The sequence below is a fragment of the Dryocola clanedunensis subsp. sulfonylureivorans genome (assembly GCF_016756775.1).
Taxonomy (GTDB): Bacteria; Pseudomonadota; Gammaproteobacteria; order Enterobacterales; family Enterobacteriaceae; genus Dryocola; species Dryocola clanedunensis.
In genome coordinates, this window is record NZ_JAERMU010000005.1 from 125,355 (window position 1) to 149,732 (window position 24,378).

General features: G+C 54.7%; 17 protein-coding genes. 9 read left to right on the plus strand and 8 right to left on the minus strand.

Annotated features, from left to right (window positions below; all coding sequences use genetic code 11):
• Nucleotides 1-88 precede the first annotated feature (88 nt).
• From ssuE to ssuB, 5 genes are read left to right on the plus strand one after another with little or no spacing between them, the layout of a single operon-like run.
• On the plus strand, nucleotides 89-664 hold the full coding sequence (gene ssuE, locus HYQ67_RS06655; RefSeq protein WP_202302598.1) for an NADPH-dependent FMN reductase: 576 nt from the start codon (nucleotides 89-91) through the stop codon (nucleotides 662-664).
• Nucleotides 657-1,634 carry a sulfonate ABC transporter substrate-binding protein gene (locus HYQ67_RS06660; protein WP_202302600.1) on the plus strand — a complete coding sequence of 326 codons (978 nt, stop codon included), beginning with the start codon at nucleotides 657-659 and terminating at the stop codon, nucleotides 1,632-1,634. The genes ssuE and HYQ67_RS06660 overlap by 8 nt, the downstream gene beginning before the upstream one ends.
• Nucleotides 1,631-2,776, plus strand: coding sequence for an FMNH2-dependent alkanesulfonate monooxygenase (gene ssuD, locus HYQ67_RS06665; protein WP_202302621.1), 1,146 nt, complete (start codon nucleotides 1,631-1,633; stop codon nucleotides 2,774-2,776). Before HYQ67_RS06660 ends, ssuD begins: the two co-directional genes overlap by 4 nt.
• Before the next feature lie 9 nt (nucleotides 2,777-2,785).
• Complete coding sequence (gene ssuC, locus HYQ67_RS06670; protein ID WP_202302623.1) at nucleotides 2,786-3,577, plus strand: aliphatic sulfonate ABC transporter permease SsuC; 792 nt, start codon at nucleotides 2,786-2,788, stop codon at nucleotides 3,575-3,577.
• Nucleotides 3,574-4,344 (plus strand): aliphatic sulfonates ABC transporter ATP-binding protein, encoded by a 771-nt coding sequence (ssuB, locus tag HYQ67_RS06675; protein ID WP_202302625.1) that lies wholly within the window; start codon nucleotides 3,574-3,576, stop codon nucleotides 4,342-4,344. Before ssuC ends, ssuB begins: the two co-directional genes overlap by 4 nt.
• A 90-nt stretch (nucleotides 4,345-4,434) precedes the next feature.
• Here ssuB and pepN read toward each other — a convergent pair whose 3' ends face one another.
• A complete protein-coding gene (gene pepN, locus HYQ67_RS06680) occupies nucleotides 4,435-7,047 on the minus strand; it encodes an aminopeptidase N (RefSeq protein WP_202302627.1) in 2,613 nt (870 codons plus the stop codon).
• Nucleotides 7,048-7,315: 268 nt separating this feature from the next.
• Between pepN and pncB the strand changes: the two genes are divergently transcribed.
• The 4 genes from pncB (at nucleotide 7,316) to HYQ67_RS06700 (ending at nucleotide 13,500) form a co-directional block, all read left to right on the plus strand.
• On the plus strand, nucleotides 7,316-8,518 hold the full coding sequence (pncB, locus tag HYQ67_RS06685; protein WP_202302629.1) for a nicotinate phosphoribosyltransferase: 1,203 nt from the start codon (nucleotides 7,316-7,318) through the stop codon (nucleotides 8,516-8,518).
• Nucleotides 8,519-8,693: 175 nt separating this feature from the next.
• On the plus strand, nucleotides 8,694-10,094 hold the full coding sequence (asnS, locus tag HYQ67_RS06690; RefSeq protein ID WP_202302631.1) for an asparagine--tRNA ligase: 1,401 nt from the start codon (nucleotides 8,694-8,696) through the stop codon (nucleotides 10,092-10,094).
• 758 nt (nucleotides 10,095-10,852) lie between these two features.
• Nucleotides 10,853-11,959, plus strand: a complete 1,107-nt coding sequence (ompF, locus tag HYQ67_RS06695) for a porin OmpF (protein WP_272929754.1) — start codon at nucleotides 10,853-10,855, stop codon at nucleotides 11,957-11,959.
• Nucleotides 11,960-12,309: 350 nt separating this feature from the next.
• Entirely contained in the window at nucleotides 12,310-13,500 is a 1,191-nt protein-coding gene (locus HYQ67_RS06700; RefSeq protein WP_202302633.1) for an amino acid aminotransferase, read from the plus strand.
• A 42-nt stretch (nucleotides 13,501-13,542) separates the two neighbouring features.
• On the opposite strand, the gene HYQ67_RS06705 is transcribed toward HYQ67_RS06700, so the two are convergent.
• From HYQ67_RS06705 to cmoM, 7 genes are all read right to left on the minus strand, one after another.
• Entirely contained in the window at nucleotides 13,543-14,190 is a 648-nt protein-coding gene (locus HYQ67_RS06705; protein ID WP_202302635.1) for an MBL fold metallo-hydrolase, read from the minus strand.
• 40 nt (nucleotides 14,191-14,230) lie between these two features.
• On the minus strand, nucleotides 14,231-14,779 hold the full coding sequence (gene mepK / locus HYQ67_RS06710) for a peptidoglycan L,D-endopeptidase MepK (RefSeq protein WP_202302637.1): 549 nt from the start codon (nucleotides 14,777-14,779) through the stop codon (nucleotides 14,231-14,233).
• A gap of 182 nt (nucleotides 14,780-14,961) precedes the next feature.
• Entirely contained in the window at nucleotides 14,962-16,851 is a 1,890-nt protein-coding gene (gene ldtD, locus HYQ67_RS06715; RefSeq protein ID WP_202302639.1) for a L,D-transpeptidase, read from the minus strand.
• Between the two features lie 180 nt (nucleotides 16,852-17,031).
• Nucleotides 17,032-21,480, minus strand: a complete 4,449-nt coding sequence (gene mukB / locus HYQ67_RS06720; RefSeq protein ID WP_202302641.1) for a chromosome partition protein MukB — start codon at nucleotides 21,478-21,480, stop codon at nucleotides 17,032-17,034.
• Nucleotides 21,477-22,193 (minus strand): chromosome partition protein MukE, encoded by a 717-nt coding sequence (gene mukE / locus HYQ67_RS06725; protein ID WP_202302643.1) that lies wholly within the window; start codon nucleotides 22,191-22,193, stop codon nucleotides 21,477-21,479. Before mukE ends, mukB begins: the two co-directional genes overlap by 4 nt.
• Nucleotides 22,174-23,496, minus strand: a complete 1,323-nt coding sequence (gene mukF, locus HYQ67_RS06730) for a chromosome partition protein MukF (protein ID WP_202302645.1) — start codon at nucleotides 23,494-23,496, stop codon at nucleotides 22,174-22,176. The genes mukE and mukF overlap by 20 nt, the downstream gene beginning before the upstream one ends.
• Nucleotides 23,489-24,277 (minus strand): tRNA uridine 5-oxyacetic acid(34) methyltransferase CmoM, encoded by a 789-nt coding sequence (gene cmoM / locus HYQ67_RS06735; RefSeq protein ID WP_202302647.1) that lies wholly within the window; start codon nucleotides 24,275-24,277, stop codon nucleotides 23,489-23,491. The genes mukF and cmoM overlap by 8 nt, the downstream gene beginning before the upstream one ends.
• Between the last annotated feature and the right edge of the window lie 101 nt (nucleotides 24,278-24,378).

Genomic DNA, 24,378 nt, shown 5'->3' on the forward strand with positions numbered 1-24,378 from the left:
ATTTAAATGAATAACGCAGCTCTGCCACTATCCTCTCAATTGTTATCAAAGTTAACAATAACCAAACAAAAAGTTATAAGGAGCTAAGATGCGTGTGATGACTCTCGCCGGAAGCCCTCGCTTTCCGTCCCGCTCCAGCGCGTTGCTGGAATACGCTCGTGAAAAACTCAGCGCGTTAGATATAGAGGTATGTCACTGGCATCTGCAAAACTTTGCGCCGGAAGACCTGCTCTACGCCCGCTTTAATAGCCCGGCGATTCAGACGCTGGTCGAACAGCTGGAGGGTGCCGATGGCCTGATCATCGCAACGCCCGTCTATAAGGCTTCCTTTGCCGGCGCGTTAAAAACCCTGCTCGACCTTTTACCTGAGCGGGCGCTGGAGAAGAAAATTGTCCTGCCGCTGGCTACCGGCGGCACCGTTGCTCACATGCTGGCGGTGGATTATGCCCTCAAACCCGTCCTCAATGCGCTGAAGGCTCAGGAGATCCTGCACGGCGTCTTTGCGGACGACAGCCAGATTGCCGACTACCAGCACAGGCCCGCTTTTACCCCGAATCTACAGCAGCGGCTGGACACGGCGCTGGAAACCTTCTGGCAGGCCCTGCACCGCAGGGAGTTCTCTGTCGCCTCACCTTTTATCCAACAAGGAGCCGCCTATGTTTAACCTGCTCAAACGAAATGCCCCGTGGCTGGCCTTCGCCGGGTTGCTTAGCCTGAGCGGAGCGGTTAATGCCGCGCCGTCAGTGCCAGATCAGCTGCGCATCGGCTATCAGAAAGGCTCGGTGAGCATGGTGCTGGCCAAAAGCCATAAGTATCTGGAGCAGCGTTACCCGCAAACGAAATTCTCGTGGATTGAGTTTCCGGCAGGCCCGCAGATGCTGGAGGCCCTGAACGTGGGGAGCATTGATTTGGGCAGCACCGGTGATATTCCGCCGATCTTTGCCCAGGCCGCCGGGGCGGATTTAGTGTACGTAGGTTCCGAACCCGCCAAGCCGAGAGCCGAAGTGATTCTGGTTCCGGAGAACAGCCCGCTGAAAACCGTTGCCGATCTTAAAGGGCATAAAGTTGCCTTCCAGAAAGGTTCCAGTTCGCACAACCTGGTCCTGCGCGCCCTGCAAAAAGCCGGGCTTAAATTCACCGATATCCAGCCCGCTTACCTGACGCCTGCCGACGCCCGCGCCGCGTTTCAGCAGGGTGACGTGGATGCCTGGGCCATCTGGGATCCTTATTACTCCGCGGCGTTGCTGAACGGTGGCGTACGGGTCCTGACGGACGGCAGCGAACTTAATCAGACAGGCTCTTTCTATCTTGCTTCGCGCCCTTACGCGGAAAAAAACGGTGAATTTCTGCAAAACGTTCTGAAAACGTTCAGCGATGCCGACGACCTGACCCGAACGCAACGTGCCGAAAGCGTCGCTTTGCTCGCCAAAACAATGGGTCTGCCGGAGCCAGTGATTGCCAGCTATTTCGACCACCGTCCGCCGACTGAAATCACTCCGGTCAGCGCAGCGACTGCTGAGAAGCAGCAAAAGACCGCCGATCTGTTCTATGACAACCATTTAGTGCCGAAAAAGGTCGATATCCGCACCCGTATCTGGCAGCCCTCCGACACCGTTAAAGGAGATAAATCATGAGTCTTAATCTGTTCTGGTTCTTGCCAACCCACGGCGACGGTCATTATTTAGGCAGCAACGATGCCGCCCGCGCCACCGACCACGGTTACTTACAGCAGATAGCCCAGGCGGCGGACAGAATCGGTTTTACCGGCGTGCTGATCCCGACGGGCCGCTCATGTGAAGATGCCTGGCTGGTCGCCGCCTCGATGATCCCCGTCACCCAGCGGCTCAAATTCCTTGTGGCGCTGCGCCCGAGTGTGGTTTCCCCTACGGTTGCAGCCCGCCAGGCGGCGACGCTTGACAGGCTCTCAAATGGTCGCGCGCTGTTTAATCTGGTCACGGGCAGCGATCCGGAAGAGCTGGCGGGTGACGGCGTGTTCCTTAACCATACTGAGCGTTACGAAGCCTCGGCTGAATTCACCCACGTCTGGCGTCGCGTGCTGGAAGGCGAAACGGTCGATTACGAAGGTAAACACATTCAGGTCAAAGGAGCGAAGCTGCTCTTCCCGCCGGTGCAGCAGCCGCGCCCTCCGCTCTATTTTGGCGGTTCATCCGATGTGGCGCAGGATCTGGCGGCTGAACAGGTTGATCTTTATCTGACCTGGGGCGAACCGCCTCATCTGGTGAAAGAGAAGATTGAACAGGTGCGAGCCAAAGCCGCCGCGCTTGGTCGCACCGTGCGGTTTGGCATTCGCCTACACGTGATTGTGCGTGAAACTAACGAAGAGGCATGGCAGGCCGCAGATCGTCTGATTTCTCAGCTCGACGATGCCACTATTGCCAAAGCCCAGGCTGCGTTTGCGCGTACTGATTCGGTTGGTCAGCATCGTATGGCCGCCCTGCACGGCGGCAAACGCGATAGCCTCGAAATCAGCCCTAACCTGTGGGCGGGCGTTGGCCTGGTGCGCGGCGGTGCCGGAACGGCGCTGGTGGGCGATGGTCCCACCGTTGCTGCTCGTATTAACGAGTACGCCGCGCTGGGCATCGACAGCTTTATCTTCTCCGGCTACCCGCATCTGGAAGAGGCTTATCGCGTCGGTGAACTGCTCTTCCCCCACCTGGACGTAGCCATCCCGCAGATCCCGCAGCCGCGCCAGCATCTTGAAAAGGGTGAAGTGGTCGCTAACGACTTTATCCCACGCAAAGTCGCGCAAAGCTAAGGAGTCCCCATGCCAAACCGTACTCGTAAACTCTTACATCGGCTCGCTCCCTGGGCGCTGCCGGTGGCCATTGTTGCCCTCTGGCAGCTGGCATCCGTGACCGGCTGGCTGTCAACGCGCATCCTGCCCTCGCCGGAAGGCGTGGTGATTGCATTCTGGAGCCTCTCGTCGAGCGGCGAGCTGTGGCAGCACCTGGCGATCAGCTCCTGGCGCGCCGCGATCGGCTTTAGCATCGGCGGATCCTTAGGGCTGATCCTCGGTCTTATCAGCGGCCTGTCCCGCTGGGGCGAACGCCTGCTGGATACATCCATTCAAATGCTGCGTAACGTGCCGCACCTGGCGCTGATCCCGCTGGTCATCCTGTGGTTCGGGATCGACGAAAGCGCGAAGATCTTCCTCGTGGCGCTCGGCACGCTGTTCCCGATTTACATCAACACCTGGCACGGCATCAGAAATATTGACCAGGGGCTGCTGGAGATGGCCCGCAGCTACGGTCTTTCCGGTTTCAGCCTGTTCGCTCAGGTGATCCTGCCCGGCGCCCTGCCCTCGATCATGGTTGGGGTGCGCTTCGCCCTCGGCCTGATGTGGCTGACGCTGATTGTGGCGGAAACCATCTCTGCCAATTCAGGCATTGGCTACCTGGCGATGAACGCCCGCGAATTCCTGCAAACGGACGTGGTGGTGGTTGCCATTATTCTTTACGCCCTGCTCGGCAAACTGGCTGACGTCAGCGCACAGCTGCTGGAACGCGTCTGGCTGCGCTGGCATCCGGCTTACCAGCTCAAAGAGGAAACCGTATGAATACCGCTCGTATTAATCAGGGGACGCCCCTGCTGCTCGACGGCGTGACTAAACGCTACGGCGATAAAACGATCCTGAATGAACTGGCATTGCGCATCCCTGCCGGGCAGTTTGTTGCGGTTGTCGGGCGCAGCGGCGGCGGTAAAAGTACCCTGCTGCGCCTGCTTGCCGGGCTTGAAAACCCAAATGCAGGTTCGCTGCTGGCGGGCAATGCACCGTTACGTGACAGCCAGGACGATACTCGCATGATGTTCCAGGATGCCCGCCTGCTGCCGTGGAAATCAGTGATCGATAACGTCGGCCTGGGCCTGAAGGGAAACTGGCGAGATGCGGCGTTTCGTGCGCTGGAGGCCGTAGGCCTGGAGAGCCGCGCTAAAGAGTGGCCTGCCGCCCTGTCCGGCGGTCAGAAACAGCGGGTTGCTCTGGCACGGGCGCTGATCCATCGCCCAGGCCTGCTGCTGCTGGACGAGCCGCTTGGTGCGCTTGATGCGCTGACGCGAATTGAGATGCAGGAATTGATTGTTTCTCTCTGGCAGGAGCATGGCTTTACCGTGCTGCTGGTGACGCACGACGTCAGCGAGGCCGTAGCGATGGCCGATCGGGTGCTGTTAATTGAGGACGGGAAAATTGGCCTGGATTTAACGGTGGATTTGCCGAGGCCGCGCCGTCTGGGTTCGGTGAGACTGGCGGAGCTGGAGTCGCAGGTGCTGGACCGGGTCATGCTGCGAAGGACAGAAGAACCGGCGCGCGCGGTGCGCACCGGTTAGCTTATTGTCGGGTGACGCTACGCTTACCCGACCTACGTAATTCAAACGTAGAGTGGATAAGCGTCAGCGTCATCTCGCTTCCAGGAAATATTACGCCAGCGCCTTGCTGATTTTCTCGAACAGATCGCCGGACAGATTTTCCAGCCCTTTCAGCTGTTCCAGCGCCGCACGCATCATCTCCTGACGTTTTGCATCGTAACGGTTCAGACGGATCAGCGGTTCGATCAGACGTGATGCCACCTGCGGGTTACGGCGGTTCAGCTCGCTGAGCATCTCCACCATAAACTGATAGCCGCTACCGTCTACCGCATGGAACGCCGCCGGGTTGGCCGCCGCAAACGCCCCAATCAGAGAACGGATGCGGTTCGGGTTGCCCAGGCTGAACGAACGGTGGTTCAGCAGCTCACGCACTTTCGTCAGCGTATTGGCCGCCGGGCTGGTCGCCTGCAGCACGAACCATTTGTCCATGACCAGGCCGTCCTGGTGCCACTTGTCATCATAATGCGCCATCAGCTCTTCACGGCACGGCAGCCGTGCGGCAGACGCTGCTGACAAGGCCGCGATGGCGTCTGTCATGTTGTCTGCCGATTCATAGTGAGCACGCACCAGCTGTTCTGCCAGCGTTTTCTCTCCAAAGGCGATGAAGCGCAGGCAGGTATTGCGCAGAGCGCGTTTACCGATATCAGCATGCTCAACGCGGTAGGCATCCAGCTTGTTGACGTTGTAGATGGCCAGGAACTCATCCGCCAGTTCGCTTGCCAGCGTGCGGGTCAGCGCCTCGTGGACTTCCGCGATAGCAATGGGATCGATCTTCTGGAACAGCTCGGCGATTTCGTTCTGGGATGGCAGCGTCAGGATCTCCGCCGCCAGGGCCGGATCAATCTTCTCATCGAGCAGAATCGCACGGAACGCATCCGCCACGTGCAATGGCAGCGACAGCGGCTGTTTCTGCTGGCTGCGGTTGACGTTGATCTTGATATAGGTTGCCAGCAGGCTTTGTGCCGCGTCCCAGCGGGAGAAATCATTGCGCGCGTGGCGCATCAGGAACGTCAGCTGCTGATCGCTCCATTTATACTCAAGCTTCACCGGCGCGGAGAATTCGCGCAGCAGCGACGGCACCGGCTGGAAGTAGACGTTATCAAAGACGAACGTCTGTTCCGCCTGGGTCACGTTCAGCACGTTGTGCACCGGGTGGCCGCCCTTTTGCAGCGGAATGACTTTTCCTTCGTTGTCATACAGCTCAATGTCGAACGGAATGTGCAGCGGCTGCTTTTCCTGTTGTTCTGCCGTTGGCGGCGTCATCTGGCTGATGGTCAGGGTGTACTGCTCGGTTTCCGGGTTGTAGTCATCACGCACCGAGACAACCGGCGTTCCCGCCTGGCTGTACCAGCGGCGGAAATGGGACAGATCGACATTTGAGGCATCTTCCATCGCCTGCACGAAATCATCGCAGGTCGCAGCGCTGCCGTCGTGACGCTCGAAGTACAGCTGCATGCCTTTCTGGAAGTTATCTTCACCCAGCAGAGTGTGAAGCATACGAATCACTTCTGAACCTTTCTCATACACCGTCAGGGTGTAGAAGTTGTTCATTTCGATGACTTTGTCGGGGCGGATTGGGTGCGCCATCGGGCTTGCATCTTCAGCAAACTGCAGCGCGCGCATGGTGCGCACGTTCTGAATACGGTTAACCGCTCGTGAGCCCAGGTCTGAGCTGAACTCCTGGTCGCGGAACACGGTCAGGCCTTCTTTCAGGCTGAGCTGGAACCAGTCCCGGCAGGTCACGCGGTTGCCTGTCCAGTTGTGGAAATATTCGTGACCGATGACGCGCTCGATATCGAGATAGTCTTTATCCGTCGCGGTTTCTGCACGGGCCAGCACGTATTTGGAGTTAAAGACGTTGAGGCCTTTGTTCTCCATGGCGCCCATGTTGAAGAAGTCCACGGCGACAATCATGTAGATGTCGAGGTCATACTCCAGGCCGAAGCGGGTTTCGTCCCACTTCATGGAGGCTTTCAGCGAGGTCATCGCCCAGCTGGCGCGGTCCAGGTTGCCGCGGTCGACAAACAGCTCCAGCGCAACTTCACGGCCTGAACGCGTTTTGAAGCTGTCGCGCAGCACATCGAAGTCACCGGCGACCAGCGCAAACAGGTAGCAAGGTTTCGGGAACGGATCCTGCCACTGCACCCAGTGACGACCGTTTTCCAGCTCGCCTTCAGCAATGCGGTTGCCGTTAGAAAGCAGGAAAGGATATCTGGTTTTATCGGCAATCAGCTTCGTGGTAAAGCGCGCGAGCACGTCCGGGCGGTCCAGGTACCAGGTAATGTGGCGGAAACCTTCTGCTTCGCACTGGGTGCAAAGCGCTTCGCCTGACTGATAAAGCCCTTCCAGCGCGGTGTTCGTAGCCGGGCTGATGTCATTGACGATGGTCAGCGTGAAGGTCTCTGGCAGCTGTTCCAGTACCAGCGCGCCCTCTTCCAGACGATAATGCTGCCAGGCTTTGTCATTGACGTGAACGCTAACCAGCGTCAGATCGCCACCGTCCAGACGTAAAGCTGCATTGCCAGCGCCCTGGCGGCTGACTTTACTGACGGCGGTGACCTGGGTTTTTGTGGCATCAAGGTCAAAGGTCAAATCGATGTCGCTGATCGTGTAATCCGGCGCACGGTAGTCGTGGCGGTATTTGGCTTGTGGCTGTTGTGTCATAAAAAACCTTTTACATCGTCTGTAAGTTATCGGAGTCCAGTCTATTCTGGTTGCGTGAATGTTGCCACGCAGAATGTTCATCTTTTCAGGGTGATTCTCACTCTCAGCAACATCTATATAACATGCGGCACGAAATGCCCTCGACCCGAAACAAGCCTTGTGTTGTGATCTGGGTTTAATAAACAGATAATCAGGGTATACTCCTGCGTCTTTATCTGCATTTACCCATTGATGGAAACGCTCCTGTGAGAGGATGCTGCAACGCGCCATGACACGACACGCTTCCCCGATTTTGCAAACGCTTCTGGATACTGATGCCTACAAGCTTCATATGCAGCAGGCGGTGTTCCACCGATATGATGACGTGAGCGTCGCAGCCGAGTTTCGCTGCCGCGGTGACGATCTGCTGGGTATATACGCAGATGCAATCCGTCAACAGGTTGACCATATGCAACACCTCGCCCTGAGCGACGAGGAGTTTGCCTGGCTTGAGGGACTGCCCTTCTTTAAAGCAGATTACCTCGCCTGGCTACGCACATTCCGTTACGACCCCTCCCAGGTCGACATCACCAATAATGGCGGTCATCTCGACATACGTCTGAGCGGCCCCTGGCGTGAAGTCATTATGTGGGAGGTGCCTTTGCTGGCCGTCATCAGCGAAGTGGTGCATCAGCATCGCTCTCCTGGCGTCACGCCACAAATGGCCCTGGAGACGCTCGAGAGCAAGCTGACACAGTTTAAAGCGCTAACGACAGACGTTGATATGTCCTCGTTCCGCCTGATGGATTTCGGCACCCGTCGTCGTTTCTCACGTGAGGTACAGGAAGCCATCGTCGAACGTTTGCAGCAGGAGCCGTGGTTTATCGGCACCAGCAACTATGACCTGGCCCGCCGGCTGAACCTGACCCCGATGGGTACCCAGGCGCATGAGTGGTTCCAGGCGCACCAGCAAATCAGCCCTGTGCTGGCTAACAGCCAGCGCGCAGCGCTTGAGGCCTGGCTTGCTGAGTATCCGGATCAGTTAGGTATCGCCCTGACAGACTGCATCACAATGGATGCCTTCCTGCGCGATTTTGACCGCGAATTCGCGACACAATATCAGGGGCTGCGCCACGATTCCGGGGATCCGGTTGAATGGGGCGAAAAAGCCATCGCCCATTACCAGAAGCTGGGCATCGACCCAATGAGCAAAGTGCTGGTCTTCTCTGATAACCTGGATTTGCCAAAGGCCGTTGAGCTGTATAAGCATTTTGCCTCTCGCGTAAACCTGAGCTTCGGTATCGGGACACGGCTGACCTGCGATATCCCTCAGGTCAAACCGCTCAATATCGTTATCAAGCTGGTGGAGTGCAACGGCAAACCAGTAGCGAAACTCTCTGACAGCCCCGGTAAAACTATCTGCCACGATAAAGCATTCGTCCGCGCACTGCGCAAAGCTTTCGATTTGCCACTGGTCAAAAAGGCCAGCTGATTCAAATAATACTCATGGCCCGTATTAAAGCGGTCCATGAGTTCCCCTCCTTTCCTTTATTTCTTCGTTGATGATGCGATTTCTGCTTGTCTGATAGCGCATGACAGGTAACATAGATATCCCCCAATTGTGGGTAACTTATTTTTGTCATTGACCATTTAATAGAGAGAAAACTATGAGCGTTGTGCCTGTAGCCGACGTACTCCAGGGCCGTGTTGCCGTTGACAGTGAAGTCACCGTGCGCGGGTGGGTGCGTACCCGAAGAGATTCAAAAGCTGGTATTTCCTTCCTCGCCGTCTATGACGGTTCCTGCTTCTCTCCTGTACAGGCCGTCATCAATAATTCTCTGCCTAATTACAATGAAGATGTTCTGCGCCTGACGACCGGCTGCTCCGTTGTGGTCACCGGTAAAGTGGTGGAATCTCTCGGCCAGGGCCAGAGCTTTGAAATCCAGGCTACTGCGGTTGAAGTAACCGGCTGGGTTGACGATCCGGATACCTATCCAATGGCGGCGAAGCGCCACAGCATCGAATACCTTCGTGAAGTTGCTCACCTGCGTCCACGCACCAATATGATCGGCGCTGTTGCTCGCGTTCGTCATACGCTGGCTCAGGCTCTGCACCGCTTCTTCCACGAGAACGGTTATTTCTGGGTTTCTACCCCGCTTATCACCGCCTCCGATACCGAAGGGGCTGGCGAAATGTTCCGTGTTTCTACACTGGATCTGGAAAACCTGCCGCGCACCGAAGCCGGCAAAGTGGATTTCGACAAAGACTTCTTTGGTAAAGAAGCCTTTCTGACCGTATCAGGCCAGCTGAACGGCGAAACCTACGCCTGTGCGCTGTCAAAAATCTATACCTTTGGCCCGACCTTCCGTGCCGAAAACTCCAACACCAGCCGCCACCTGGCTGAGTTCTGGATGCTGGAGCCAGAAGTCGCGTTCGCGAATCTTGACGACGTTGCCGGCCTCGCAGAAGCCATGCTGAAATATGTCTTCAAAGCGGTGCTGGATGAGCGCATGGACGACATGGAGTTCTTCGCCGAGCGCGTAGATAAAGATGCCGTCGACCGTTTGCAGCGTTTCATTAATGCAGACTTCGCTCAGGTGGATTACACCGATGCGGTAACCATTCTTGAAAACTGCGGCCAGAAATTCGAAAACCCGGTTTACTGGGGCGTAGACCTCTCCTCCGAGCATGAGCGTTATCTTGCCGAACAGCACTTCAAGGCGCCGGTGGTAGTGAAAAACTATCCAAAAGACATTAAGGCCTTCTACATGCGCCTTAACGAAGACGGTAAAACCGTCGCGGCAATGGACGTGCTGGCACCAGGCATCGGCGAGATCATCGGTGGCTCCCAGCGTGAAGAACGTCTGGACGTGCTTGATGCGCGTATGGCTGAAATGGGCCTTAATAAAGAAGACTACTCCTGGTATCGCGATCTGCGCCGTTACGGCACAGTGCCCCACTCTGGTTTTGGTCTCGGGTTCGAACGTCTCATCGCATATGTAACAGGCGTTCAGAACGTTCGCGACGTGATTCCATTCCCACGTACCCCGCGTAACGCCAGCTTCTAAGTTCTCATCGCGTTATAAAGGCCAGCTCTGCTGGCCTGAGACTGATGACAAACCTAAAGCGAATGAATTTCGCCAGCATCTCACCGAATAAATAACAAGGAAAATCAATTCATTGATTTTCGCCTGCTTACCACAAAGAAGGAAAAACCACGCTTTTTCCTTCTTTGTCAGCAATCTAAGGCCAGCTCTGCTGGCCTTTTTTTACATCTCCCGCCTCAACCTCGCCTTTCTTCAATGGAAGTTAAACGAATGTCAATTTCAACCCCCTTTCCGGCCTACTGAGTTACCAAGTGTGTCCATGACATAACTCCTCACAAAACAACCATCACTTTGGTGATGATTTTCTCCGAAACCACTTGCTTAGCATATTCACATAAAACCTGCACAGATGTCTGGACTTCTAAAATGCAAGGTTGAAAAAATCTAAAAATTGTGAAATGTCGTTCTTTTTTTAGATTATGCAAATTAAACATAAGTAATTCATATATATATGCAAAGAAAAGCCATTTAACTCAACAAACGAAGCGGAAATATGAGTTGGTTCACAAAGTTCCACAAAATACACATTTGGTTACACATATTTTCTCTTTGTAACTCAGTTAGGATGTTTGTAGCACTTTCAGGCTAGCGAAACGGTTTCATGAATGGAAAGATGCCTGACAGATACAGAAAGACACCAAACTCTCATCAATGGTTTCGTAAAGAATTATTGACGGCAGTGGCAGGTGTCACAAAAAAACCAATGAGGGTAATAAATAATGATGAAGCGCAATATTCTGGCAGTGGTTATCCCTGCTCTGCTGGTAGCCGGTGCAGCTAACGCTGCAGAAATCTATAACAAAGACGGCAACAAAGTTGACCTGTACGGTAAAGCAGTAGGCTTGCATTATTTCTCTAAAGGCAACGGTGAAAACAGCTACGGCGGCAACGGCGACAAAACTTACGCTCGTCTGGGTTTTAAAGGCGAAACTCAAATTAATGACCAACTGACTGGTTACGGTCAGTGGGAATACAACTTCGCAGGCAACAACTCCGAAGGCGGTAGCGACGCGCAGAAAGGGAATAAAACCCGTCTGGCTTACGCTGGCCTGAAATTCGGTGATGCAGGTTCTTTCGACTACGGTCGTAACTACGGTCTGGTTTACGATGCAATCGGTATTACCGATATGCTGCCAGAGTTCGGTGGTGACACTGGCGCAAGCGACAACTTCTTCGCTGGCCGTAACGGCGGTCTGGCAACTTACCGTAACAGCGACTTCTTCGGTCTGGTTGAAGGCCTGAACTTCGGTGTTCAGTACCTGGGTAAAAACGAACGTGCCGGCAGCTTTGATCCTGTTAATGACAACTCCGGCGATGTTACCCGCTCTAACGGTGACGGCTGGGCAACATCTTTAAGCTATGACTTCGATGGCTTCGGCATTGTTGGTGGTTACGGCGCAGCAGACCGTACCAATGCACAACAAGAAATGTCTCGTGGCCGCGGCGATAAAGCTGAGCAGTGGGCAACTGGTCTGAAATACGATGCTAACAACATCTACCTGGCAGCACTTTACGGCGAAACCCGTAACGCAACGCCTATCAGCGGCGGTTACGCTAACAAAACACAAGATTTCTCCATGGTTGCGCAGTACCAGTTCGATTTCGGTCTGCGTCCATCACTCGCTTACTACAAATCTAAAGCGAAAAACGTTGAAGGCGTAGGCAACGAAGATTACATCAACTACTTTGAAGTTGGCGCGACTTACTACTTCAACAAGAACATGTCTGTCTACGCTGATTACATCATCAACCAGATCGACAGCGACAACAAATTGGGCGTGGGTTCTGACGACACCACCGCAGTGGGTATCGTTTACCAGTTCTAATTATCCGGCAACTTGTTTGTTGAATATAAGAAAAACAGGGCTCAGGCCCTGTTTTTGATTGCTGACAAAGAAGGAAAAAGCGTGGTTTTTCCTTCTTTGTGGTAAGCAGGCGAAAATCAATCAATTGATTTTCCTTGTTATTTATTCGGTGAGATCCTGGCGAAATTCAATCGCTTTAGGTTTGTCATCAGTCTGAACAGGGCTCAGGCCCTGTTTTTTTATGCCCGCTAAGTGAAAAAAACCAAGTTGTGAAGTCGGTAGTTTCTTTTTGTAGCAAACGGTTGGCAATTGTGAAAACTGCGGTTAACCTGAGTACGTTTGTCCCTTCGAAATCACAATGGAACTCCGTCATGTTTGAGAACATTACCGCTGCCCCAGCCGATCCGATTCTTGGTTTGGCCGACCTGTTTCGTGCCGACGACCGCCCAACCAAAATTAACCTCGGCATTGGGGTTTATAAGGATGAAACCGGCAAAACCCCGGTGTTAACCAGCGTGAAAAAAGCGGAAGCTTACCTGCTGGAAAATGAAAATACCAAAAACTACCTTGGTATTGATGGTATCCCTGAGTTTGGCCGTTGCACCCAGGAGCTGCTGTTTGGCAAAGGTAATGCAATCAGCGAAGCAAAACGTGCTCGTACTGCACAAACGCCGGGCGGTACTGGTGCACTACGCGTAGCGGCAGATTTCCTGGCGAAAAACACATCGACAAAACGTGTGTGGGTGAGTAACCCAAGCTGGCCTAACCATAAAAGCGTGTTTAACTCCGCAGGCCTCGAAGTTGTCGAATACGCTTATTACGATGCTGAAAACCACTCGCTCGATTTTGATGGTCTGGTGAGCAGCCTGCAAAGCGCACAGGCAGGTGACGTCGTCCTGTTCCATGGTTGCTGCCATAACCCAACCGGTATCGACCCTACGCTTGAGCAGTGGGAAACTCTGGCGACAATGTCGCAGGAGAAAGGCTGGCTGCCGCTGTTTGACTTCGCCTATCAGGGCTTTGCGCGTGGTCTGGAAGAAGATGCCGAAGGGCTGCGGGTCTTTGCGGCTAAACATCGCGAACTGATTGTTGCCAGCTCCTACTCCAAAAACTTCGGTTTGTATAACGAGCGCGTGGGTGCCTGTACGCTGGTTGCTGCCGATGCTGATACCGTGGACCGTGCGTTCAGCCAGATGAAGTCTGTTATTCGCGCAAACTACTCCAACCCGCCAGCACACGGCGCTTCCGTTGTGGCAACCATCCTGAGCAACGATGCCCTGCGTGCCATCTGGGAGCAAGAGTTGACCGACATGCGTCAGCGCATACACCGTATGCGTCAGCTGTTTGTGAATACCCTGCAGGAGAAAGGGGCAAACCGTGACTTCAGCTTTATCATCAACCAGAACGGCATGTTCTCGTTCAGCGGCTTGACGAAAGAGCAGGTGCTGCGTCTGCGTGAAGAGTTTGGCGTTTACGCAGTGGCTTCCGGCCGCGTTAACGTGGCGGGTATGACCCCGGACAACATGGCACCTCTGTGCGAAGCCATCGTTGCTGTACTGTAAGCAAAGCACAAAAAAAGAGCCGCTTTTGCGGCTCTTTTTGTTTTACCAGACGGGTAATTCATCCTGCAAAAATGGATTGTGCAGGCGCTCATAGCCGAGCGTTGAAAGCGGGCCGTGGCCGGGAATAAAGGTGACATCATCTCCCAGCGGCAGGAGCTTGCGTTTGATCGAGTCGATCAACGCCGCATGATCTCCCTGCGGGAAGTCACTGCGCCCTACTCCACCTTTAAAAATCACATCACCGGAAATCAGCAGATTTGATTTATCGTCAAAGAAGACGATATGGCCTGGCGTATGGCCAGGGCAATGCAGCACCTGTAAGGTGATATTGCCAACCGCCACGGTATCCCCTTCATTCAGCCAACGATCGGGCGTCAGAGGAAGGCATTCGTCCAGGCCAAACATTCGGCTCTGCGCGGGTAATCCTTCCAGCCAGAACTCGTCTGCTTTTTCCGGGCCAACAACAGGCACACCGTAGTGCTCGGCCAGTTCGGCTGCTGCTCCTACATGATCAAGATGTCCGTGCGTTAACAGGATCTGGCTGATGGTCACGCCTTTATCCGCAACTTCCTGCTTTATCTTGTCTGCCTGGCCACCTGGATCGACCAGCGCTGCCTGAAGCGTCTCTTCACACCACAGCAAAGAACAGTTCTGAGCAAAGGCGGTGACCGGGATAATGTGATAATTCATGCTGCTCCATTACCGGCTGTAACCGCCGGATTCCGTTGTTTTACCAGTGCCTTAACGGCCCGGTATCAATATGCACAAAGTTGCTTCGCGGGTAATATCCTACACCACCAGCGCGCATAGATAATGCTGCTTTGCGAACATTGCTTAACGAAATCCCTTCAATATGAAAATCCATGGCCTGACCTTTGGTGTGATAGCTTTTTTTAGCCACACCGCGGCTGTGGGCACGCAGCTCATTATTGGTGTCTAACGAGCGGTAGCCGGAGACAAGCTGTACGGGTTTGTTTGTTCCCAGCAGTCCTTGCAGGCGATAAAGTTGGTCAAACAATTTGGGATCGATGGACTTAATTTTGTTCGCGCGGTAGTCGCGGAAGAAGTGATTAAGTCGAGCTAATTCATCCTGAATATAGCCTCTGCCATCGAAAAACTCGGCTTTTAACGACTCACCGGTATGGAGATTGTTAAGCGTTAAAATGCGCGGGCGCGGTGTCGAGAGGGTTGCAAACGCTTGCGTTGGCAACAGGGCGGCGCCGAGAGCCACACTGCCTAACGCCAGCAGCTTGCGGCGATTAGCGTCAAATTTGTCCATGATATCCAGGTCTACAGGTCAATAACGGTCGAATAATATGCACTTTAGGCGCACTGCTTCGCACCTTAACCGTCTAATAACGATGAGTCAAGGCGCAGTAAACCCAGATAATCCGGGCCCTGTAAGGGGCCCGACTGGGTATTACCCCTATTCCGACAACTAATTCGTTAGTATTACTGCATTTACCTGATCAACTGGCCGGCTTTTGAGAGGATTTGTGCGCCAGATCGCGCGGTGAGATCGTAATTGTAAATATCTGTACGATACTGCGTACGCCCGTCTTCACCCACAAAAGCGGTCAAATAGTAAAGGTTGACCGGGATCTTCTGCCGAATGTTCACATAGCGCGTATTTCCCTCTTTCAGCTGGCTGGAGATTCTTGCGTCATTCCATCCCGCATCCTGGAGCAGCATATTAGCCAGTTCTGATGCCTTATTGACACGCACGCAGCCGGAGCTAAGCGCGCGGGCATCTTTCTGGAACAGAGTATGGTTCGGGGTATCGTGCAGATAGATGGCATCCGAACTTGGCATGTTGAACTTATAAAGCCCTAACGAGTTATGCGCACCCGGCTTCTGCTGGAAACGGAATGGCAGGTTGCTGGCCGTGATGGTCTGCCAGTCAACGCGATACGGGTCGATGGCTTCCGCATTGTTACTCCAGCCGCGCAGAACGCTATAGCCATGGCGGTCAAGATAGCCTGGGTCCTGACGGACCTTCGGCAAAATATCGTTACGGGCGAGCGTATTCGGCACGTTCCACGGCGGGTTAACGACAACGTTGTTCAGCGCGCTGCTCATCATCGGCGTTTTGCGGTCCGGACGGCCGACAATCACACGAGAAGCCAGCACTTCACTGCCGTTGAGGTAATAGACCAGCGAGTAATTCGGGATATTCACCATGATGCCGGTATCAAGCTTGTTCGGCAGCAGGCGCAGACGCTGAATGTTCAGCGCCACCAGCGAAGCACGCTGCTGCGGCGTGACGTTCAGCCAGTCACGGGTGAGCTGACCGATAGCGCCATCCGTCCCCAGTCCCTGCCATTTCTGGAAGCGCTTCACGCCTTCGACCAGTTCGCGGCTATAGGCACTGCGTACGGCGGTGGAGGATTTCTTTTTCGTTCCGGCAGACACAGCAGGAACACCCTGAGCGCTGTCTTCACCTTCAATCGCGATGGCAGAAGGGCTCACCGCCGCTGCGGTCTGCGTATTTGTACGATCGTCGCCCGGCAGCGAAATGGCAGGCTCGACCTGCAACATGCCGCTACGTGCCAGGATCTCACGCAGAGCGGGAACGTCGTTACTCCACTGTCCTGGGCGTAGCGTCTCTTTCCCCGTTAGCTGCGGCCATGGACGAGTGTCGCCCAGCAGATGGACCAGGGAATCGTGCATACGTGCGTATTGAGGATGCTGAGGCGCAAGCGTGGCTATAAAGCTCACCAGCGTCCCCTGATCAACCGCCACCTGCCACTGGTTGATAACGGACAGCGGCGCGGTCTGCATTTTGTACGGGGTCGCACTGTACAACCAGCGGTTACCCTCTGTCGGAATGCCCGACACGAATTGCAGATAGCCCATCATGGCATCAGACAGCACGATATCGCGCGCCATACCGGTGACGGAAGGATCGGTCAGCAGTTCAACCCATGTGGTGAACTGAGGCTGAATACCCGCAATGGCCAGCTCCGCTAATTGTTGCTGGAAAGCGTGTACCGCATCGCGGTTTTCCCACATTGGCTTCATATCGCGAGCCGCATAGAATGCGGACAAGGCATTAAGATAGACGGGTGTATATCCGGAAGGCATCTGCGCGATCAGCTGCGAGCGGCTTTGTGCGGCGGACATTGATGCAGAGTTAAGCGGCAGTGTACCTGCCATCGTCGCCGTCGCCGTCGACTGCGCTAACGGTTGGTCGAGCGCTGTAGGTTGCTCTGCTGTGACAGCCGAGCTGTCAGAAGGCACCACGGCGGGATCCTGATCCTGCGCCTGCACTGTAAACAGCGGAGCCATACTGAGCGCCAGACAGTAGCCAATAGCCGACGCTCTGAAACCGTGCAATTTATTAAGCAACATCCCTTGCCCCCTGTTTTACTGTTTTATCATAACCGGCGTTTCGCCTGGTTCTTCTCTCAGTATATAAACAGTGATACTCAATTGCCCGTATAAATGTAAAGAAAATTAAAGATTAAGATAATGCAGAGATCAAAAAAGCGGACCGAAGTCCGCTTTATTGACTGTGCAAATTTTGGCTTGCTATGAAGCTTCCGCCTCTCCCGCCACCGGTTCAGGTAGCGGAGGCGCAAAACCTCGCAGACCAACAACATGAACGTGCTCATGATTGTTAAACACTTTACGAACCAGTTTATAGGTGGTGCCTTTTTCCGGGCTGATGTTCTCTGGCGCGGCAATAATTAATTGCATTTCAAGGCGCTCGCACAGCTCAAAGAGCGTGGCAATTGACTTGGCATCCAGACGAGCCGCTTCATCAAGGAACAGCAGGCGGCAAGGAGAGATGTCTTTACCGCGCAGGCGGCGCGACTCCTCTTCCCAGCTCTGCACAACCATGACCAGAATCGACATACCGGTACCGATCGCTTCGCCCGTTGACAGCGCGCCACTTTCCGCACGCAGCCAGCCGTCCGTCCCACGGTTAACTTCCACTTCCATCTCAAGATAGTTGCGGTAGTCCAGCAGCTCTTCACCGATGGTCTGCGGCGTGCGCTGGCCCATGTCGATCTGCGGGTTCAGACGCTGATACAGCTTCGCCAGCGCCTCGGAGAAGCTCAGACGGTTGCTGTTAAACAGATCCTGGTGAGCTTCGTGCTGTTCGGACAATACGTTCAACAAGGTGGCATGGGTTTCACGTACGTTCACGTTCAGCCGCACGCTGTTTACCTGGCCGAAGGAGACGCTTTGCAGCCCCTGGTTCAGCATACGGATACGGTTTTGCTCGCGCTGAATGGTTTTGCGAATGATGTTCGCTACGCTGCGTGAGCTGATAGCCAACTTCTGTTCGCGAGAGGTCAGCTCTTCCGTCAGGCGGCCCAGCTCGATTTCCATCTGTTCGATGGCTTCAACCGGGTCATCGGTACGGATGATGTCCTGGCGAATACGTTCGCGTAAGTGCTGGTAAACCGCAACGAAGAACTGAATTTTACGCTCTGGCCGTTTTGGATCTTCCGACATGCGCAGTACGTCGCGCAGGTGTTCGTTATCCGCCACCGCCAGACGCAGCGCACCCAGCGCCTTATCCGACATGGAACGAAGCTCGTCACCCGTCTGATAGGCCAGCTCACGACGGTGCAGACGGCGCTCGACACCATTGTCTTTCACCATACGCATTACCGCACACCAGCCTGCCTTCGCGGTGACCACCTGCTCGCGCATTTCGACGTAGTCACGCTCCTGACGTTTAAGCTTACGGGTCAGGTTGTCCATCTCCGCTTCGCAATAGGTCAGCGCTTTTTCAAGCTGGTTGCGGCGAGAACGGTTGTTGCTAAGCGCGGTATGAAGTTCGTCACGACGAGCTCGGGCACGCTCTTCCGCACCGAGATCCGCACGAACACCGATATCCTGCAATTCTTTGTGCAGATCGTTGAGCAGCTCTTTCTTAGTATCAAAGGAGCTTTTCAGCGAGGCCATCAGCTGGCTGAACTGGCTGAGCTGCTGAGCGTGGCTGCGCAGCGCTTCACGGGAACGCGTACGCTCTGACTCAGCCTGCGCCAGTCGCGCACGCAGTTTCTCATTCAAATCGCTGTTGCCGTCCAGCATTGCGGCGGAATCTGAATAGCCAAAGTGCGCACGACGTTGCACCACTTCCGTTAAGGCGAAGGCCTGCTGACGTGCATCGCGTTGGACCTGCTGCGCGTACTGATAATCTTCTTTTAACTGTTCGAACTGCTCCGGGTCACTTTGCAGCACCGAGGCAACGGCCTCCAGTTTTGCCAGCTGATTGCCGTGCTGATGGATAAAGCGTGCGGCCTCCTCGGCTTCCATCAGGCGCTCGCGAATTTCATCGCAGCGGTCTGCCAGCGTTTCGTCGCTCAGCAAACTGATGCGCGGCAGCAGGCGGTTAAGCTGGGCCACGCCCTCTTTGGCCTGATCGAACTGCTGACGCTGCTGCTGGTTGTCATTTTCATGACTGCTGATGGCACGTTCGATTTCACCGCGGCGGGTGTTGAGCTGACGAATTTCCTCTTCCGGATCTTCGTCAAATGCCACGCCCAGGTGCTGGCCGATAAAGCGGCTGAATGACTGGTGTAAACGCTGAGATTTCTGCACATCAAACGAAAGCGTGGCAAAACGTTCTGCCAGCATTTCACGTTCGGCATGCAATTTTTCAAGGCGGTTTTCACGCGCCGCGCGGCCAAACAGCGGCAGCTCCGGAAGGCGGGAATAACGCCACTGGCGCTCGGCGGTTTTCACCAGCACCGCAGCGTCCATCTCTTCGACGGTAAAGACGCTGTCATCGAAGGAAGCCGGGTCCCCTTCAATCAGATAAAGATCTTCCGGGCAGTCTTCAAGGCTTTCAAGCTGCTCACGAACCAACGATAAATCAGGCACCACGATGGCGTGGCGGGACGGGCCGTAAAGTGCGGAGAAGTACGGAGCATCATCGAGACTGATATCGTCATAAATTTCTGACAACAGCACGCCGCCAAAACGCTCGGCTAAGGCATTCAGACGTGGGTCTTCGGCACCGCCCGGCTGGCTGAGGCGCTCGATCTCTTCATCAATTGCCTTCTTACGCGCCCCCACTTCATCACGCTCAACCGTCACGTCGCGCTCGCGCTCCAGCAGCTGCTGCATGTATTCAGTGACGTGCTGGCTGCTTTCGAACTCTTCGTTACTTTGTTCACAAAGCTGGTTAAGGCTGGTCTGGGCGGCAAGCCAGATTGGCGCACGCTGGCTCAGGCGTTTAATACGCGCCTGAATTTGCTCCTGCTCCTGGCGCAGAGAGACACGCTCTTCGCTGGCGTCAGACACGCTCTGTTGCAGCGTGGCAATGCGCTCTTCCAGCTCGTCATGGAAGGCTTCGAGATCTTCCGGGTCAAACTGTTTGCCCTGACGTTTGCAGAAATCAGCCAGCAGACGCTCGGCCTCCTGCTGCTCGCGCAGGCGCTGTTCAAGCTCGTTCAGGCGCATGCGCAGCGGCTGAACCTGTTCAGTCAGGTGTCGCTGGTTGTTGCTGTCGCGAAGTAATTCACGGGCCGCATTCCAGGCTTCACTGCGGCTGACCGGGCCGCTGATAGCCGTCACTAATTGATAAGCATGTTCAAACTGGCTGTGTGCCGTCTGTGCTACGCTCATTTTTTGTTCAAGCGTCAGCAGTTTTTCCGTCGCTTCCTGCTCTTTTGCCTGGAAGGTATCCAGCCACTCGTCGGCGCTGTCTGCGGTCAGGTCAGGCAGATGGCAAACGGCACGGGCGCGTTCTAACGCCTGCAGCGCCTGCTGATACTGAATAGCGCGGGTCTGCTGCACGTCCAGCGCCTGCTGGTAGTCCGCAAGCTGGCTTTTCAGCTCATCCACTTCCAACTCGGCGGCTTCGGCGCGGGCTTCGTTATCTTCCTGCTGCTCGTGAGCCTCCGCAACGATCTCGTTTTGCTCTTCGAGGCGCATTTGCAGCTCTTCGAGATCGGTCTCGTAGCGTTCAATTTTTTCCTGCTGGCGGATAGCGGTCTGCACCAGGTTCAGGTGGTCGCTGGCGGCCTGATAGTCCGTTTCCAGATCCCCTTCCGCACCGCTGTGTTCGCCAAGTTCACGTGCCATGTCGACGTGTTTGTACTGCTCGGCGCTCAGCTGTTGACGGCTGACCAGCAGGTCGCGACGGTATTCAAGGGCTTTATCCAGATGGATACGGCGTTCATTGGCGTGACGCATATAGTCCGCTGCCACATAGTTTGTGGCTTCGGAAATCAGATGCTTAAACAGATCGCGGTCAGACTGAGTGACGCGAATCGCTTCAAGCGTCATACGGTTCTCACGCAGGGCGGCTTCCATATCCTGGAACGCCTTACGCACACCGCTGTTTTCCGGCAGCAGGTAATCGCGCAGGGAACGGGTAATCGCGCTGGAGATCCCGCCGTACAGCGAGGCTTCGATAAGACGATAGAATTTGCTACGGTCCGAAGCGCTGCGCAGGCGGCGCGCAACAATACCCAGGTCGAACATTAGCGAGTGGTAGTCGGTGATGGAGTTGAACTGCTTAAACTGGACGCCTTCGATGGCTTCCACTTTGTCTTTCAGCTCCGGCAGGCTTAACACTCTGGCCTGACGCTCGCTTATGGTTTCCGTCAATAATTCCGTGGGTTGCAGAGAATCCGGCAGCCCCTGAATGGCAAACGGCTTGATATCAACTTTACGGTCGCGCCCGGCAACCTGTTGCAGGCGAACGCCAACAAGCACTCGTTCGCCACGGGAGTTGATGACATCCAGCGTTGAGTAACAAACCCCTGCTTTTAACTTACCGTGCAGACCTTTGTCACGGGAGCCTGAAGTTGCCCCTGCTTCGGTGGTATTACGGAAGTGCAGCAGCGTTAAATCCGGAATCAGCGCGGTAACAAAGGCAGCCATGGTCGTGGATTTACCGGCCCCGTTACCGCCCGAAAGCGTGGTGACCAATTCATCTAAGTCAAACGTGCGCGCAAAGAAACCGTTCCAGTTTATTAGCGTCAGTGAGCGAAATTTTCCGCGATCAATCATTCCTGTTCATCCTCCGCGTTGTCCTGGATTATCTGTGGCTCATCGGTTTCATCGTTGAGCTGTAAGCGGCTTTCAACAGGCATCGCTTCACCGTCACGAATCATGCGCAGCTGCGCCTCTCGAGGGTCGTCGCCGGTGCGGACATCGGCACCAAAGCGGAATACCGATTCGGTAATACGGAATTTGCTGCTGTCGTGACCCATAAACCAGATCATCCCAAGACGGCGCAGACGCGTCAGCGAGGCGCGCATCTTTTCCTGTAACTTTTGGCGATCAAGGTCTGAGCCAGTCGAACGATTGTTAACCAGCTTGAGCAGTTTGCTTTCATCCGCCAGCGTCAGCAGCTCGTCGTACAGCTCCTGCTGGGTGAAAATCCCCTCGTTCGCCAGCCGTTCCGGACTCAGGTAGAGGTAGCAAAGAATTTTGCCGACCATCATATCCAGCTCGGATAAGACCGAACGCGGAATCAGCGTTGTGGAACGCGGGCGTAAATAGAAGAAACCTTCCGGGGCACGGATCAGCTCCACGTTATAACGGGCGTAGAACTCTTCCAGGTAGTCCTGAAAATCCATTAAAAAGGCATGATTATCCAGCTCGTCGAGGCCGACGTGCCGTCCGGCACGCAGCTGGCTGTCGAGCGCCGGGAATAACGGATTTGCCAACGCCTGTGCCAGCTTAACCGGCATCACTTTTTCAATATTTGTTGATGACATGCGCCTGTACCTTGGCTCCGTAATCGTTAATTGCCTGCCACTCTGGCGGCAAGCCGGTAAAGTCTGCTTCAGCCACACCAAGGCGTACCGCCTGGTCGACCACGATTCGTGCCACGTCAAAATGGCGCGCGCGCGGATATTGGGTGAGATAGTCCCGCATCACTACGCCTAAATCCAGCGGCACCTGTCTGGTTTTGTAGACCTGCAGTGCCGCTTCAATCAGGGCTGCCAGCTGCTCGCGGATTTCATTGAACTCTTCGAACTCCAGATCGGTAGGCAGCTCGCCGGTAACTTCTTCATCGCGAAGCGCCATCTCTTCATCACGCATATCCAGAAGGCGGTCCGCGCTGGCGTGGGTCAATGCCCAAGGCGCATCGAAATAATTCTGTACCGAAACACGTAAGCGCTGAGCAAAAACGCGGTTTTTATCCATGTCGATGGCGGTACGAATAAATTTATGCACGTGGCGGTCGTAACCGATCCACAGGTCGATGGCCTGCTGACCCCAGCTGGTGATCCTGTCGAGTTTACTTTGCAGATCAAAGACGAGGCGATCGACAAAATGCAGGTCGTCGCGCCCCATTGTAGAGTCCTGGATACGCAGTAAATTCGCCTGCAGTTTGTCCCCGGCTGCTTCGAGCGTGTCCTGTAATTCGCGCAGTGTGCCCGACGTTTCGGACAGCAGCAGTTCACAGCTGGAAATCGCCGCCCGCCAGTCTTTGTTCAGCAACTGGGCGATATCATCTTTTACCTGCTGCTGCTGCTCGTCCATGATGCGCTGGGTCAGGTCGATACTGTCGAAAATCTCCGCCACGGAGTATTTCAGCGGGGCAAAGACGTTACGGTGCCAGTGGAACTCATCGCCGTTTTCATCGGCGGCATCTGCGGCACGTTTGAGTTCGCCTGCAACGATTGAAAGCTGCATGGAGAGACGCAACGTTGAAAACTCACGCTGGCGAATGTAGTAGTCGGTGATACCAATCCCCAGCGGCGTGAGGCGGTAGATCGAGTTCCCTTCGTGGATTTCACTGGTAAAGCGGTTGAGCAGACGCTGACGCACCATGTCATTGATGGCGTTGTTTGCGCGAACGCTGATGGTTTCGGTCGTTTGCTCAAAACCGTCGCTCACGTGGCGGAAGGCATCCACCAGCTCCCCTTCACTTAACTCGCCGTCAAGCCTTTCGCCGTTAAGCGTGGCAACCGCCAGCAGAAACGTCAGGCGTTCTGTCGGCAACGAGATTGAGAAATCATTTTTCCTGGCCCAGGCAACCAGCTCCGGCACTGTCTGGGAAACATCACTCATAATTTTTCCTTGGCTCAAGCGGCTTGACTGCAGTCACGTGGATATAGCGGCCGAGGCTGATAAACGGCTCCTGGCGGCAATATCGCGTTTCGAGTTCAAGCAAATCGTCAAAACCATCGCGTTGTTTGTGCTTGTCGCGCAGGTAATCGTGGAAAACCCGCACCCCGGTTTTCCCGGTAATCTGCCAGCCAATTTGCTCCAGCCAGTGGTATACCTGTTCTGGCTGTAGCGGATTGTCGGGCGACAGGGTTTTCCTTTTATTCTTCTTCATGCCCTGCATCACGTATTCAAAGTTGCCAACGAACATATTGCGCATCAGCAGGCCGTTAGCATTGTAGAACATCAGCGACAAAGCGCCGCCGGGCGCAAGGCAGTTCCATAACGCCTTAAGCACGGCTTCAGGATCTACGACCCATTCCAGCACCGCATGAAACAATATCAGATCAACCTGGCTTTCTAAATGTTGTCCGATGTCCTGGGCTGCGGAATGTACAAAATGCATGTTCTCGCTCACACCTTTTTCGCAGGCCAGGCTCTGCGCGCGGGCAATCATTTCGGAGGAAACATCGCAATGCACAACGTGGTGGCCAAGTTCAGCCATACGGCAGGCAGTTTGTCCTTCGCCACCACCCGCATCTAATACCTGGAGTTTCGCAGGCAGACTGTTAAGCAGTGCATCAAGATCCTGCCAGAGAATCGCCTGTCGCAGCAGGCCTTTGGTCGTACCATAGATGTTGCGTGAGAACTTCTCGGCAATGTCATCAAAATTGCGGTCACGCACGGGTACTACTCCACGGCCTTTAGGGGTCAGTCTGAGAAAACCGCTATTTTGGCACAGCTTGCACGAGAATGAACCTGGCTGGTGTAATATCAGCAGCGTTT